The sequence below is a fragment of the Sphingomonas sp. GW821-FHT03E12 genome (genome assembly GCF_059420685.1).
This window is the reverse complement of sequence record NZ_JBWKUF010000005.1, coordinates 226,139-239,673: the sequence shown is the minus strand read 5'-3', so window position 1 is coordinate 239,673 and position 13,535 is coordinate 226,139. Positions and strand designations below refer to the sequence as shown.

The 13,535-nt window shown below is 67.7% G+C and carries 14 protein-coding genes; 10 read left to right on the top strand and 4 right to left on the bottom strand.

The features are described 5' to 3' along the window. Nucleotides 1–234: 234 nt before the first annotated feature. Together AC07TU_RS17795 and dapD are read left to right on the top strand one after the other, a co-directional pair. Nucleotides 235–900 carry a pyrimidine 5'-nucleotidase gene (locus AC07TU_RS17795; RefSeq protein ID WP_495189259.1) on the top strand — a complete coding sequence of 222 codons (666 nt, stop codon included), beginning with the start codon at nucleotides 235–237 and terminating at the stop codon, nucleotides 898–900. Next, nucleotides 897–1,715 carry a 2,3,4,5-tetrahydropyridine-2,6-dicarboxylate N-succinyltransferase gene (dapD, locus tag AC07TU_RS17790; protein WP_495189258.1) on the top strand — a complete coding sequence of 273 codons (819 nt, stop codon included), beginning with the start codon at nucleotides 897–899 and terminating at the stop codon, nucleotides 1,713–1,715. Before AC07TU_RS17795 ends, dapD begins: the two co-directional genes overlap by 4 nt. Here dapD and AC07TU_RS17785 read toward each other — a convergent pair. Continuing rightward, the gene (locus AC07TU_RS17785; protein ID WP_495189257.1) at nucleotides 1,712–2,071 is read right to left on the bottom strand and encodes a VOC family protein; all 360 of its coding nucleotides are present in this window, start codon (nucleotides 2,069–2,071) and stop codon (nucleotides 1,712–1,714) included. The two genes, dapD and AC07TU_RS17785, sit on opposite strands and share 4 nt — an antisense overlap. Before the next feature lie 161 nt (nucleotides 2,072–2,232). Between AC07TU_RS17785 and AC07TU_RS17780 the strand changes: the two genes are divergently transcribed. Beyond that, entirely contained in the window at nucleotides 2,233–2,733 is a 501-nt protein-coding gene (locus AC07TU_RS17780; RefSeq protein ID WP_495189256.1) for a TetR/AcrR family transcriptional regulator, read from the top strand. A 4-nt stretch (nucleotides 2,734–2,737) separates the two neighbouring features. Here the strand turns inward: AC07TU_RS17780 and AC07TU_RS17775 are convergent, their stop codons facing one another. Further along, nucleotides 2,738–3,103, bottom strand: a complete 366-nt coding sequence (locus AC07TU_RS17775; RefSeq protein ID WP_495189255.1) for a winged helix-turn-helix transcriptional regulator — start codon at nucleotides 3,101–3,103, stop codon at nucleotides 2,738–2,740. Nucleotides 3,104–3,236: 133 nt separating this feature from the next. On the opposite strand from AC07TU_RS17775, the gene AC07TU_RS17770 reads away from it, so the two are divergent. The 3 genes from AC07TU_RS17770 (at nucleotide 3,237) to AC07TU_RS17760 (ending at nucleotide 6,326) form a co-directional block, all read left to right on the top strand. After that, complete coding sequence (locus AC07TU_RS17770) at nucleotides 3,237–4,226, top strand: zinc-dependent alcohol dehydrogenase family protein (protein ID WP_495189254.1); 990 nt, start codon at nucleotides 3,237–3,239, stop codon at nucleotides 4,224–4,226. 190 nt (nucleotides 4,227–4,416) lie between these two features. Then, nucleotides 4,417–5,181 (top strand): tryptophan 2,3-dioxygenase, encoded by a 765-nt coding sequence (locus AC07TU_RS17765; RefSeq protein ID WP_495189253.1) that lies wholly within the window; start codon nucleotides 4,417–4,419, stop codon nucleotides 5,179–5,181. Further along, nucleotides 5,178–6,326: an aminotransferase class V-fold PLP-dependent enzyme gene (locus AC07TU_RS17760; protein WP_495189252.1), complete on the top strand. Its 1,149-nt coding sequence runs from the start codon at nucleotides 5,178–5,180 to the stop codon at nucleotides 6,324–6,326. Before AC07TU_RS17765 ends, AC07TU_RS17760 begins: the two co-directional genes overlap by 4 nt. Here AC07TU_RS17760 and AC07TU_RS17755 read toward each other — a convergent pair. Together AC07TU_RS17755 and AC07TU_RS17750 are read right to left on the bottom strand one after the other, a co-directional pair. Beyond that, complete coding sequence (locus AC07TU_RS17755; RefSeq protein ID WP_495189251.1) at nucleotides 6,303–6,731, bottom strand: CoA-binding protein; 429 nt, start codon at nucleotides 6,729–6,731, stop codon at nucleotides 6,303–6,305. The two genes, AC07TU_RS17760 and AC07TU_RS17755, sit on opposite strands and share 24 nt — an antisense overlap. Before the next feature lie 101 nt (nucleotides 6,732–6,832). Continuing rightward, nucleotides 6,833–7,792, bottom strand: coding sequence for an Mrp/NBP35 family ATP-binding protein (locus AC07TU_RS17750; RefSeq protein ID WP_495189250.1), 960 nt, complete (start codon nucleotides 7,790–7,792; stop codon nucleotides 6,833–6,835). Between the two features lie 241 nt (nucleotides 7,793–8,033). Between AC07TU_RS17750 and hflK the strand changes: the two genes are divergently transcribed. The 4 genes from hflK (at nucleotide 8,034) to AC07TU_RS17730 (ending at nucleotide 13,462) form a co-directional block, all read left to right on the top strand. After that, nucleotides 8,034–9,209 carry a protease modulator HflK gene (gene hflK, locus AC07TU_RS17745; RefSeq protein ID WP_495189249.1) on the top strand — a complete coding sequence of 392 codons (1,176 nt, stop codon included), beginning with the start codon at nucleotides 8,034–8,036 and terminating at the stop codon, nucleotides 9,207–9,209. After that, complete coding sequence (hflC, locus tag AC07TU_RS17740; RefSeq protein WP_495189248.1) at nucleotides 9,206–10,069, top strand: protease modulator HflC; 864 nt, start codon at nucleotides 9,206–9,208, stop codon at nucleotides 10,067–10,069. Before hflK ends, hflC begins: the two co-directional genes overlap by 4 nt. A 154-nt stretch (nucleotides 10,070–10,223) precedes the next feature. Then, entirely contained in the window at nucleotides 10,224–11,735 is a 1,512-nt protein-coding gene (locus AC07TU_RS17735; RefSeq protein WP_495189247.1) for a Do family serine endopeptidase, read from the top strand. 62 nt (nucleotides 11,736–11,797) lie between these two features. Further along, nucleotides 11,798–13,462: a helicase HerA-like domain-containing protein gene (locus tag AC07TU_RS17730; protein ID WP_495189246.1), complete on the top strand. Its 1,665-nt coding sequence runs from the start codon at nucleotides 11,798–11,800 to the stop codon at nucleotides 13,460–13,462. Nucleotides 13,463–13,535: the final 73 nt, after the last annotated feature.

Genomic DNA, 13,535 nt, shown 5'->3' with positions numbered 1-13,535 from the left:
GTTCAGAAAACCAATTCCTCCCCTGCTCGCAGGGGAGGTGGCATCGCGAAGCGATGACGGAGGGACCGCCGCGCAGACGGCGGAAACCTCACCTCGCATACCGCTCTCTTCGGGGCGGCCCCTCCACCGCCTTCGGCGGTCCCCCTCCCCCAGCAAGCTGGGGGAGGAATGAATACCCGCAAAGCAATCCTATCCTTCCCCTCCGCGCGCTTCCCTCCTAAACGCCGCTGCACGATGCGCCCCGATCTCGCCCATATCGACGCCTGGTTGTTCGATCTCGACAACACGCTCTATCCCAAGAGCGCGGACCTGTTCACCCGGATCGACGCGCGGATCGGCGCCTATGTCGCGCGGCTGCTGAACCTCGATTCCGTAGAGGCGCGCCGCGTGCAGAAGGAGTGGTTCATCTCGCACGGCACCACGCTTGCGGGCCTGATGGCCGAGCATGGCGTCGACCCGCACGCATATCTGGCGGACGTCCACGATATCGAAATGGACGTGCTTGAGCATAACGCCCCGCTCGCCGCCGCGATCGCCAAGCTGCCGGGCCGCAAGATCGTCTTCACCAACGCCGACGCGCCCTATGCGCAGAAAGTGCTCGGCCGCCTCGGCCTCGCCGAGAGCTTCGAGGCGATCCATGACGTCCACGCCAGCAACTATGCGCCCAAGCCGCATCCCGACGCCTATCGCAGCGTGTGCGAGGCGTGGAACATCGATCCCGCGACCGCCGCGTTCGTCGAGGACATGGCCCGCAACCTCGCCCCGGCCAAGGCGATCGGCATGACCACCATCTGGGTCGACAACGGCTCCGAACAGGCGCCCGATTCCGATCGCAGCTATATCGACCACACCACCCACGACATCAGCCACTGGCTCGAAACCATCCTGGAGCACGCATGACCGACCTCGCCGCCACGATCGACGCCGCCTGGGAAGACCGCGCGAACATCTCCCTTGCCACCACCGGCGCGGTGCGCGAAGCGGTGGCCGAGGCGCTCAACCTGCTCGACAGCGGTGAAGCCCGCGTGGCGGAGCCGGTGGCAGACGGCTGGCAGGTCAACCAGTGGCTGAAGAAGGCGGTGCTCCTCTCCTTCCGCCTCAACGACAACGCCGTGATCGGCACCGAAAATGGCGACTGGGGCTTCGACAAGGTGCCGCTCAAGACCGCCGGCTGGGACGAGGCGCGCTTCCGCGCCGCGGGCTTCCGCCAGGTGCCGGGCAGCGTCGTCCGCCACGGCGCGCACATCTCCAAGAATGTCGTGCTGATGCCCAGCTTCGTGAACATCGGCGCCTATGTTGGTGAAGGCTCGATGGTCGATGGCTGGGCCACCGTCGGCAGCTGCGCGCAGATCGGCAAGAACGTCCACCTTTCGGGCGGCGTCGGCATCGGCGGCGTGCTCGAACCGCTCCAGGCCGATCCCGTCATCATCGGCGACGGCGCCTTTATCGGCGCGCGTGCCGAGGTGGCGGAGGGCGTCCGTGTCGGCGAGGGTGCGGTGCTGTCGATGGGCGTCTATCTCGGCGCCAGCACCAAGATCGTCGACCGCGCGACCGGCGAAATCCATCGCGGCTTCGTCCCGCCCTACTCCGTCGTCGTACCCGGCACGCTGCCGGGCAAGGACGGCGGCCCCGGCCTCTATTGCGCGGTGATCGTCAAGACCGTCGACGCCCAGACCCGCAGCAAGACCGGCATCAACGAGCTGCTGCGCGACTAACCTTGGGCGATGCGCCCGATCCGCACCAGCACCCCGCTCGGGTCGCTCACCGCGAACTCGTAGCAGCCCCAGGGCTTGAGGCTCGGCGTGCCCGGCTCGATGATCAGATCGCGCACGCGATCGGCGATGGCGTCGACATCCTCGACATAGAGGTACAGGCCGAACGGATTGTCCTCGATCCGCTTCGGCCAGCCGGGCATGCGGTTGAGGTGCAGATGCCAGCCGCGCCCGTCGGCGAGGATGCGGTAATGCCCCCAGTCGCTGACCGGCTCGAACCCTAGCCGCCGGTAAAAGGCCTCGCTGGCGTCGAGGTCGCTGCTCGGCACGATCGCCACGACGCGATGGTCTTCGCTCATCGTCTCACTCCTTGTCCGGCACCGTCATGCGCAGCTTTGGCGGTCCGGGCGAGAGGCAAAGCGCGTGGGACACCCGTTTCCGGACAGGCGCCCCGACATGTCCGGAACCGCGCGGCGAATCCCGTCTCCCCGCCGCGCCGACGCCGGGCTAGTCTCCGCACATGGAAGACCCGCGAACCGGCCGCACGCGCGAGGCGATCCTGGCAGCATTTCGCCAGCTCGCGCTCGAACGCCGCTACGACACGATCCGCGTCACCGACCTGATCGCCGCCGCGGGGATCGGCCGCGCCACCTTTTACGAGCATTTCCGCGGCAAGGACGATGTGCTGCTCGCGGCGATGGAGCCGATCCTTGATCCGATGGCGCGCGCCGCGCTCGGCCGCCCGGTCGAGGCGCATCTGCGCGCCACGCTCGATCATGTCTGGCAGCAGCGCTTCGTCGGCCGGATCCTCCTCGCGTCATCCGCCGGCGCGAAGCTCCAGCACCACCTCGCCGGCATGATCGCCACAGGCCTCGACGACGCGCCCGTCCCGGCCGCGATGCGGGCCGCCGCGATCGCCGCGGCCCAGATCGCGATGCTGCGCCTGTGGCTCGGCGGTACCGCACCCTGCCCCGCACAGGCGCTGGCGCGGCAGATGATGGCCTGCAGCCGGATCGCCTGACCGGTCAGGCCGCCAGATGATCGTCGCGCTGGGTCAGGCCGCGTCGGTTCAGCCAGTCATGGCCCCAGTCGCGCAGGGCGAGCAGGATCGGCTCCAGCGCGCGGCCCTCTTCGGTGATCGCATAATCGACCCGCGGCGGAACCACCGCAAAGACGGTCCGCTCGACCAGCCCGTCCTCCTCCAGTTCGCGCAGTTGCTTGATCAGCATCCGTTGCGAGCAGCCCTTGAGCTCGCGCTGCAGCGCGTTGAACCGCCGCTCGCCGCGCAACAGGTGATAGAGGATCATCCCCTTCCACTTGCCGCTGATCAGGTTGAGCGCGGCATAGAGGGTGCAACCCGGCACCAAATCGTAATCCTGCAGCTTCTGCATCTCGGTTCCCGGGGTGGTTACATCCGGTTCACTATGTGAATCCGATTACCGTATTTTCAATTCCGCGCCCGCCCACATCTCCCCCGCTCCCGCCGCGCCGATCTCCGGCCCGGCATTCATCATGGAGTGGAAGATGGCGAAACAAATTCGGTTCGATCGGGTCGGCGGCCCCGAAGTCCTGCAGATTGTCGAGGTCGATGTCCCCGCGCCCGGGCCCGGTGAAGTCCGCATCGCGGTCAAGGCGCTCGGCCTCAACCGGGCGGAGAGCATGTACCGCTCGGGCAGCTACATCATCGACCCCATCTTCCCCGCCCGGCTCGGGTCGGAGGCTGCAGGGGTGATCGATGCGGTCGGTCCCGACGTCACCGGCCTCGCCCCGGGGGATCGCGTGGCGGTGGTCCCGGCGTTCAGCTATCACGATTATGGCCTCTACGGCGACCTCGTCCTCGCCCCCGCCCGCGCCACGGTAAAGCTGCCCGATGACCTGAGCTGGACCGACGCGGCGGCGGTGTGGATGGCCTATGTCACCGCCTGGGGCGCGCTGATCGACACCGCAGGGCTCAAGGCGGGTGAGACCGTCCTGATCCCCGCCGCCTCGAGCAGCGTCGGCCTCGCCGCGATCCAGGTCGCCAACGCCATCGGCGCCGTCCCGGTCGCGCTCACCCGCACCGCCGCCAAGGCAGATCTGCTGCGCGAAGCCGGCGCCGCCCATGTCATCGTCACGGACACAACCGATCTCGCGAGCGAAGTCCGCCGCATTACCGCAGGCACCGGCGCGCGCGTCGTGTTCGATCCGGTGGGCGGCCCGGATTTCGCAAAGCTCGCCGCCGTCACCGCCGAACGCGGCACACTCATCGTCTATGGCGCGCTCGATCCGCGCGCGACCCCGCTGCCCGTCGGCGACGTCCTCGGCCGCAGCCTCACCGTCCGCGGCTATCTGATCTACGAAGCGACCCAGGACGATGCAAAGCTCGCAACCGCCAAGGCGTTCGTCCTCGACGGCCTCGCCAGCGGCACGCTGCGCCCGCGCATCGACCGCATCTTTCCCTTCGCGCAGATCGCCGATGCGCACCGCCATCTCGAAGCGAACGGCCAGATCGGGAAGATCGTCGTCACGGTCTAGCCGGCTCGGCACTCGGCGGATCGCTGGTCTCCCCACCGGCGATCCGCCGAAAATCATCGCCAAGGAAACTTTCCAATATGAAAATGCGGCTCTAAGGTCGCCGCATGCAGCCCTTCTTTCGATCCCGCCAGTTCCACGCCTCGCGCGCGTGGCAATGTGACTTTTGGGACTTTTCACCGCGAGGTGTCCGATGAGCGATGACATGACCTATGGGCGCTACCTCGCGCTCGACCAGTTGCTCACTGCGCAGCACCCGATCTCGGACGAGCATGACGAGCTGCTGTTCATCGTCATCCACCAGACCAAGGAGCTGTGGCTGAAACAGGCCATCGCCGAGCTTCAGATCGCACTCGATCTCGTCCGCAACGACAAGCTGGTCGAAGCCTATAAGGGCCTCGCCCGCGTCAGCCGGATCCAGGCGGTGATGACGCTGTCGTGGGAGGTGCTGACCACGATGACGCCGAGCGACTATAGCGCCTTCCGCAACGTGCTCGGTTCGTCCAGCGGCTTCCAGTCGGACCAGTTTCGCGCGGTCGAAACCCTGCTCGGCCTGCGCGGCGGCGGGGTGCCGGGACCGCTCACCACCCAATTCGGCGCAATCCCCAGCCTGTGGGACGAGGCCAATGCCGCACTCGCCCGCGCCGGGTTCAACCTGCCCGAAAGCGCGCTCGCCCGCGACTGGTCGAAACCCTATCAGCCAAGCCCTGAGGTCGAGGCCGCCTGGGCAGAGGTCTATCGCGACCCGCATCGCTGGTGGGAACTCTACCAGCTTGCCGAGAAGCTGGTCGATATCGACGACGCGCTCGCCACCTGGCGGCACAAGCATGTCCTCACCGTCAGCCGCGTGATCGGGATGAAGCCCGGCACCGGCGGCACCCCCGGCGTGCCTTACCTTCAGTCCACGGTGGCCAAGCGCGCCTTCCCCGAGCTGTGGAGCTTGCGGACGCTTCTGTGACCTACAAACACCTCTTCCAGCGCGCGCTGGCCGCCGCGCCCGACCGGCTTCACTTCGCCGCGCACAGCCACAGCCTGTGGCCCGACGCCTCGTGGCTCGGCCATCAGGCGGCGTGGGAAGACGCCGCGCGCCTCGCCGACCATAAATGGGGCCGGGTGATGGGCGAGATCTACCCCGCCGCACAGGCTGAGGCCGCCGCCGAGCTTCGCCTGCCCGATCCCTCTACGATCGTCTTTGCGGGCAACACGCACGATCTGCTGCTCCGCATCATCTCCGCTCGCACGGAACATCCGGTCCGCATCCTCACCAGCGACGGCGAGTTCCACAGCTTCCGCCGCCAGTCGCAGCGCTGGCTCGAATCGGGGCGCGTGGTCCTCGACATCGTCCCGAACGGCCCGGATTTCGCTGGCCGTTTCCTCGCCGCCGCGCGCGCCGGCAACCACGGCCTGATCTTCGTCAGCCAGGTGATGTTCGAGACTGGCGCCGTCTTCACCGCCCTCTCCGAGCTCGCCGCGCTCGCCCGCCCCGACGGCCCCTGGGTGGTGATCGACGGCTATCACGGCTTCATGGCGATCGAGAACGACCTGTCCGCGGTCGCCGACCGCCTCTTCTATGTCGCCGGCGGCTATAAATATGCGATGGCAGGCGAAGGCGCCGCCTTCCTCCACTGTCCGCCCGGCTTCGGCCCGCGGCCCGAGATCACCGGCTGGTATGCCGAGTTCGCCGATCTGGAAAAGGCGCCGGGCAGGATCGGCTATTCGGCCGACGCGATGCGCTTCATGGGCTCGACCTTCGACCCCTCCGGCCTCTACCGTTTCGTCGCGGTGCGCGACATGCTCGCCGCCGAAGGAATCACGACCGCCACCGTCAACGCGCATATCGCGCCGCTGCGGGAGCAACTGATCGCCGGCCTCGCCGCCACGCCCTTGTCAGAGGCCCAATTGCTCAACCCCGGCGGTGATCCCCGCGCCCGCTTCCTCGCGCTGCGCTCACCCAGGGCGTCGGCATGGAAGGCCGCGCTCGAGGGCCACGACATCGTCACCGACGTCCGCGGCGACGTGCTGCGCATCGGCTTCGGCCTCTATCACGACGAACGCGACGTGAAGCGGCTGCTCGGCGTGCTAGCCGACCTTGGCGACGCCTAGCCGCGGAATCTCGATCGCGGGGCAGCGGTTCATCACCACCTTGAGCCCCGCCGCCTCGGCGCGCTCGGCCGCCTCCTCATTGACGATCTGGAGCTGCATCCACACCGCCTTGGCGCCGGCAGCGATCGCCTCGTCCACGGCTTCGCCCGCAGCCAGTGGCCGGCGGAAGATATCGACGATGTCGATCGGCTCGCCGATATCGGCCAGCGCGCCGAACACATATTCGCCGTGGATATGCTCGCCAACGATCTGCGGGTTGACCGGGATCACCCGGTATCCGCGCCCCTGCAGGAACTTCATCACGCCATAACTCGGCCGGTCGGGCCGGTCGGAGGCGCCGACCATTGCGATCGTCCGCGCGCCTTCGAGCAGCGCCTTGATATCCTCGTCGCGCGTGAGCGGCATGTTCAGTCTCCATCGGTTCCGGCACCGGCCCGCTCCCCCACCCGGCCACCCAGCGCCAGCATCCTATGGGTGGCCGGGTGGGGGAGCGGGCCGGTGCCGTTTCAACTATTGGCGCCAAGCCAGTCATTCACCCGGCCGGCTATTTCAGTGAACGCCGCCGCCTCCGGGCCGTTCCCCGCTACCGGTGGCGTGCCCGCATCCGACGCGGTGCGGATCGCGATGTCGAGCGGAATGCGCCCCAGGAACGGCACACCCAGCTTCGCCGCCGCCGCCTCGGCGCCGCCCTGCCCGAAGGGATCGGAAACCTCGCCACAATGCGGGCAGGCATAGCCCGCCATATTCTCGATCAGGCCGATCACCGGGATTCCGGCCTTGGCGAACAGGTCGATCGCGCGCGTCGCGTCGATCAGCGCAAGGTCCTGCGGGGTCGAGACGATCACCGCGCCCGCGGGCCGGTGCTTCTGGATCATCGTCAGCTGCACGTCGCCGGTACCCGGCGGCAGGTCGATCAGCAGCGCCTCCGCCGCACCCCAATTGGCATCGACCAGCTGGGTCAGCGCGCCAGCGATCATCGGCCCGCGCCAGGCGATCGCCTGGCCGTCGGCCACCAGCCCGCCCATCGACAGCATCGGCACGCCAAAGGGGGTCGCGAGCGGCACCAGCTTCTTGTCGTGCGCTTCGGGCTTGCGGCCCTCAATCCCCATGATCTTGGGCTGGGAGGGGCCATAGATGTCCGCATCGACCAGCCCCACGCGCCGCCCCAGCCGTGCGAGGCCGATCGCAAGGTTGGCCGAGACGGTGGACTTGCCCACCCCGCCCTTGCCGCTCGCCACCGCGATCAGCTTGCGATTCAGCCGCTGCGCAGTCCGCGCGATTCGCACCTCGTCGATCCCCGGCAGTGCCGCCGCCTTGCGGATATCCGCCTCGAGCGCATCCTGCGCACCTTCGGGCAGCCCGGTCACGTCGAGGATGATGCTCGCCCGCGCGCCCTCCACCCTGACGGTGGCGCGCCCGGCGGCGACGGGGGCAAGGACGGCTTCAAGCTCGGCTTTTTCGGTCATGGCCGCGCAGATAGGGCGAGTTTGCGGCGAACGAAAGCCGCACCAGCCCGCTCCCCCACCCGGCCACCCAGTCAGGATATGCTTTGGGAGGCCGGGTGGGGAGTGTTGGGGTCAGCCATGCCCCCCGGCATGGCCTGAACAGCGCGGGGCGCTGTTCACCCCACACTGGCTGGTGCCGATTCCGCATCAAACAAGCTTCCTGCCACTGTAAATCCGCGGATCGGCCCTTATAAAGACTGTCATGGCGAAACTGATCGGTTGGATCGCGCGCGCCCCTGGCCTTTGGGGTGTGCTGTCGAACGAGAGCAAAGGCCCCCAGGGTCCGTGGGGCGGTGGCAAGGGCGGCAATGACGGCGGCGACGCCGGCAAGGGCGGCGGAAGCGGCGGCGGCGACGATGCCGGCGGCGGTCCGCGCAACCCCTGGGCCTTCCCGCCCGAGGGCAAGCGCGGCGGACGCGGCAGCGTCACCAGCCTCGACGATTTCCTGAAGCGCGCCCGCAAGGGCGGTGGCGGCGGCCGTGGCGGCGGCTTCCCCGGCGGCGTGCCGGGCAAGCCGGTGATCTTTGGCGGAATCGCCATCCTGTTCCTGCTGTGGATCGCCTTCACCAGTTTCCACGTCATCGCACCCGAACAGCGCGGCGTGGTCGCCTTCTTCGGCAAATATTCCTCGACGCTCGAACCCGGTGTTCGTTTCACCCTCCCCGCGCCGATCGCGAGCGTGCGAAAGCTCAACGTCCAGCAGATCCGCACCGAGAATTTCCCCGCAACCAGCGGCGAGAATCTCATGCTGACTCAGGATCAGAACATCGTCGATCTGGCCTATTCGGTGCGCTGGGACATCCAGAATCCCGAAGACTATGTCTTCCAGATCGCCAAGCCGGAACAGACCGTGCGCGCCACCGCCGAAAGTGCGATGCGTGCGGCGGTCGCCGGGGTGACGCTCAACGACGCGATCGGCCCGGGCCGTACCGTGATCGAGGCGCGCGTGCAGCAGGCGACCCAGGCGATCCTCGACGAATATAATTCGGGCATCCGGATCCAGGGCGTCTCGATCCGCGGCGCCGCCGCGCCGAGCGCGGTCGACGAAGCGTTCAAGCAGGTCACCGCCGCGCAACAGGAATCCGAAGGCGCGCGTAACCAGGCCCGTGCCTATGCGCAGCAGATCATCGCGCTGGCGCAGGGTGAAGCCGCACAGTTCGACAAGATCTACGAGCAGTACAAGGTAGCGCCCGAAGTCACACGCCGGCGCCTTTACTATGAAACCATGGAGGCCGTGCTGGCCAAGTCGAACAAGACCATCGTCGAGGCGCAGGGCGTGACCCCCTATCTGCCACTTCCCGCCGCGCGCGCCGGCACTCCCCAGCCGCAGGTTCAGCAGCCGGCCCAGCAAGCCCAGCAGCAGGGAGGCGCCCAATGAACGGTGTCCTGAACCGGCCCGTCCTGCTCGGCGGCCTTGCCCTCGTCATTCTCTTCCTGCTGCTCAGCACGGTCGCGATCGTGCCCGAGACCAAACAGGCGGTGATCCTGCGCTTCGAACAGCCGGTGCGGACCATCAATCAGTGGCAGCCGGGCGAGCAGTTCGGCCGCACCACCGGCGCGGGGCTGATCGCCCGCTGGCCGCTGATGGAACGCATCGTCTGGGTCGACAAGCGCGTGCTCGACATCGAGCTTGAGAACCAGCCGGTGCTTTCGACCGACCAGCTGCGGCTCGAAGTGGACGCCTTCGCCCGCTTCCGCGTCGTCGATCCGCTGCGCATGGTCGTGACCGCAGGCACCGAAACCCGTGTCGCTGATCAGCTCGAGCCGCTGTTCAGCTCGGCACTGCGCGCCGAACTCGGCAAGCGGACCTTCGCATCGCTGCTCAGCCCTGAGCGGACCGCGGTGATGGACAATATCCAGGTCGGCCTTCAGCGCTATGCCAGCCAATATGGCGTCCAGATCGTCGACGTGCGCATCAAGCATGCCGATCTTCCCAGCGGGAGCCCGCTCGACTCGGCGCTTGCGCGGATGCGCACCGCGCGCGAGCAGGAAGCGACGACGATCCGCGCCAACGGGCAGAAGGACGCCCAGATCATCCGCGCCGAGTCCGATGCCCGCGCCGCGCAGATCTACGCGGCGAGCTTCAACAAGGATCCGCAATTCTACGATTTCTGGCGCGCGATGCAGTCGTACCGCACGACATTCATCGGCGATCCCCGCCAGAAACAGGGTGAAACCTCGATCATCCTGTCGCCCGACAATGACTATCTGCGCGAGTTCCGAGGGCGCAGCCGCTGAAATCTGAAGGCGCCGGGATCCCATGGACCCCGGCGCCTTTCGGTTCGTTCATATTCAATCGCCGTTCAGCTATTCTAGGCGAGTAACACACATGACTGACCTCCAGCCCGGCAAAGGCCCGATGACCCCAAGCAAAATCAAAGGAACCTCCCCCGTGCGCTACGCATATGCGATCACCTCCGCGCTGCTGATCGGCGGCGCGAGCGCGGCACTCGTCCTGCAGAACCCTGCAGGCGCGCAGACCGCGCAGAACGAGCCGGGCGCGATCCAGGCCGCGGCACCCCGCGGTGGTGCGCCGATGAGCTTCGCGGAGATGGTATCCAAGCTCCAGCCCGCGGTCGTGAACATCTCGACCACCCAGCGGGTACAGGTGCAGACCAACCCGTTCGCAGGGACACCGTTCGGCGAGCTGTTCGGCGGTCAGCAGGGCGGCCGTCCGGTGACGCGCCAGGCCGAATCGCTCGGCTCGGGCTTCATCGTCTCGGCCGACGGCTATGTCGTCACCAACAACCATGTGATCTCGGCCGGCCAGCGCGGCGCCGTGGTCGAATCGATCAAGGTGACGCTGCCCGACCGCCGCGAATTCACTGCCAAGCTGATCGGCCGCGATCCCGCGACCGACCTCGCCGTGCTCAAGATCGAGGGGAGCAACCTGCCCTTCGTCAAGTTCGGCGATTCGGACCGCGCGCGCGTCGGCGACTGGGTGGTCGCGATCGGCAACCCGTTCGGCCTTGGCGGATCGGTGACCGCGGGCATCATCTCGGCGATGCATCGCGTGACCGGCCAGGGCGGCCCGCTCGACCGCTTCATCCAGACCGACGCCTCGATCAACCGCGGCAATTCGGGCGGCCCGATGTTCGATCTCAACGGCAACGTGATCGGCATCAACTCGCAGATCCTCTCGCCCACCGGCGGCAATGTCGGCATCGGCTTCGCGATCCCCGCGACCGAGGCGAAGCCGATCATCGATACGCTGATGAAGGGCGCGACCGTCCAGCGCGGCTATCTCGGCGTCGGCATCCAGCCGCTCGACGAGGATCTCGCCAAGTCGTTCGGCGTGCCCAAGGGCAAGGGCGAGCTGATCTCCCGCGTCGAGCCCGGTGAAGCCGCCGCCAAGGCAGGCATCAAGCAGGGCGATATCATCACCAAGGTCGACGGCAAGGACGTCACGCCGGACACGACGCTGTCGTACCTGGCGGCGAACGTGCGGCCGGGCACCCGCGTGCCGGTCGAGCTGGTGCGTGACGGCAAGCCGATGACCGTCCAGCTCACCGTCGGCACCCGTCCGCCTGAAGAGCAGCTCGCTGGCTTCGATCCGGATGCGGAAGAAGGCGGCGCGCAGGGCAACGATCAGGGCACGCAGAGCGCTGCTGCCTCGACCGGCATCAACGTCACTGCGCTGACCCCGCAGATCGCACGCAGCATCGGCGTTGATCCGGCGACCAAGGGCGTCGTGATCGTCGGCGTCGATCCGGCGAGCGACGCGGCGCAGAAGGTGCGGCGCGCCGATGTGATCGTATCGGTCAACCGCACCCCAGTGACGACCCCGGCGGAATTCAACGCCGCCGTCGGTCAGGCCAAGACGTCGCGCGCCGCGCAGGTGCTGCTCTACGTCACCCGCCGCGGCGGTGCCGGTGGTTATGTTACCGTGGATATTTCTAACTGATTTTGCGCTGACCTGCGCGTCTCTGCCCGTTATGCTGGGTTCCTGAAATTCGGGAGTTCGGCATGACGGGTGAGACGGAGCTTTTCATCGGAGCCGGTGCGGGCGGCGGGCAGCGCCAGTCGCTCGTGCTCAAGCGGGCCAATCGCCACGGGCTGATCGCGGGTGCGACCGGCACCGGCAAGACGGTGACCCTTCAGGGCCTGGCCGAAAGCTTCAGTCGCGCCGGCGTCCCGGTCTTCGCCGCCGATGTGAAGGGCGACCTCTCCGGCCTCGGCATGGCCGGTTCCGCTACCGCCAAGCCGCACGAGGCGTTCGCCGCCCGCGCCGCCGAGATCGGCGACACCGAATGGAAATACGCCGCCGCCCCGGTCCAGTTCTGGGACCTGTTCGGCGAGCAGGGCCATCCGGTCCGTACCACCGTCTCCGAAATGGGGCCGCTGCTGCTGTCGCGCCTGATGGGCCTCAACGACACGCAGGAAGGCGTGCTCGCCATCGCCTTCCAGGTCGCCGATGACGACGGCCTGCTGCTGCTCGACCTCGACGATCTCCAGTCGATGCTGGTCCATTGCGCCGAACGCGCGGACGAGCTGACCGCGAAATACGGCAATGTCGCCAAGACCTCGGTCGGTGCGATCCAGCGGCAGCTGCTCCAGCTGCGCAGCGAAGGCGCCACGCATTTCTTCGGCGAGCCCGCACTCGACATCAACGACTTCATCAAGCTCGACGACAATGGCCATGGCGTGGTCAACGTGCTCGCCGCGGACAAGCTGATGGCCTCGCCGCGGCTCTACGCCACCTTCCTGCTCTGGCTGCTGTCCGAGCTGTTCGAGACGCTTCCCGAGGTCGGCGACCCCGACAAGCCCAAGCTCGTCTTCTTCTTCGACGAGGCGCATCTGCTGTTCGAGGAGGCCCCCAAGGCGCTGCTCGACAAGGTCGAACAGGTCGTCCGCCTGATCCGCTCCAAGGGCGTCGGTGTCTATTTCGTCACCCAGAACCCGATCGACATTCCCGAGGACGTCGCCGGCCAGCTCGGCAACCGCGTCCAGCATGCGCTGCGCGCCTTCACCCCGCGCGAGCAGAAGGCGATCAAGTCCGCCGCCGAAACCTTCCGTGCCAACCCGGGGGTCAATGTCGAGACCGCGATCACCGAATTGAAGGTCGGCGAAGCCTTGGTCTCGCTGCTCATGGCCGACGGCGCGCCCTCGCCGGTCGAGCGCACGCTGATCAAGCCGCCCTGCTCGCGCGTCGGCCCGGTCACGCCGGAAGAGCGCAAGGTGCTGATCGATACCGACATCGTCGGCAGCAAGTATGACACGCTCCTCAACCGCGAATCCGCGCACGAGCTGCTGACCGCCAAGGCGAGCGAAGCCGCCGCCGCTGCTGCCGAAGCCAAGGCGACCACCGATGCCGAAAAGGCCGCCGCGGCGCAGGCCAAGGAGGACGCCCGCCTCGCCAAGGAGGCTGAACGCGCGCGCCTCGCCGCGCAGCGCGACGCCGATCGCCAGGCCCGGCTCGACGCGCAGGCGCAGCGTGCGGCCGAGCGCGAGGCAGCGAACAATCCGTGGAACCGCGCAATCAAGTCCGCCACCCAGTCCGCCTCCACCGCCGCCGGCCGCGCCGTCGCGGGCGAGGTGTCGAAGGCGATCTTCGGCAAGAAGTCGGGCGCCGGCGCGGGCATCGTCGGCGGAATCGTGCGGGGGATCTTGGGCGGGCTGTTCAAGGGGTAACCGGCACAATCGAAATCGTCGTCAGCCCCGGCCTTGTGCCGGGGTCCACCGGGACGCGGGCGCTGCGCAAGAG

Coding starts and splice junctions, on each gene's coding strand:
- AC07TU_RS17795 (WP_495189259.1), top strand. CDS start 235: ATGCGCCCCGATCTCGCCCATATCGACGCCTGGTTGTTCGATCTCGAC.
- dapD (WP_495189258.1), top strand. CDS start 897: ATGACCGACCTCGCCGCCACGATCGACGCCGCCTGGGAAGACCGCGCG.
- AC07TU_RS17785 (WP_495189257.1), bottom strand. CDS start 2,071: ATGAGCGAAGACCATCGCGTCGTGGCGATCGTGCCGAGCAGCGACCTC.
- AC07TU_RS17780 (WP_495189256.1), top strand. CDS start 2,233: ATGGAAGACCCGCGAACCGGCCGCACGCGCGAGGCGATCCTGGCAGCA.
- AC07TU_RS17775 (WP_495189255.1), bottom strand. CDS start 3,103: ATGCAGAAGCTGCAGGATTACGATTTGGTGCCGGGTTGCACCCTCTAT.
- AC07TU_RS17770 (WP_495189254.1), top strand. CDS start 3,237: ATGGCGAAACAAATTCGGTTCGATCGGGTCGGCGGCCCCGAAGTCCTG.
- AC07TU_RS17765 (WP_495189253.1), top strand. CDS start 4,417: ATGAGCGATGACATGACCTATGGGCGCTACCTCGCGCTCGACCAGTTG.
- AC07TU_RS17755 (WP_495189251.1), bottom strand. CDS start 6,731: ATGCCGCTCACGCGCGACGAGGATATCAAGGCGCTGCTCGAAGGCGCG.
- AC07TU_RS17750 (WP_495189250.1), bottom strand. CDS start 7,792: ATGACCGAAAAAGCCGAGCTTGAAGCCGTCCTTGCCCCCGTCGCCGCC.
- hflK (WP_495189249.1), top strand. CDS start 8,034: ATGGCGAAACTGATCGGTTGGATCGCGCGCGCCCCTGGCCTTTGGGGT.
- hflC (WP_495189248.1), top strand. CDS start 9,206: ATGAACGGTGTCCTGAACCGGCCCGTCCTGCTCGGCGGCCTTGCCCTC.
- AC07TU_RS17730 (WP_495189246.1), top strand. CDS start 11,798: ATGACGGGTGAGACGGAGCTTTTCATCGGAGCCGGTGCGGGCGGCGGG.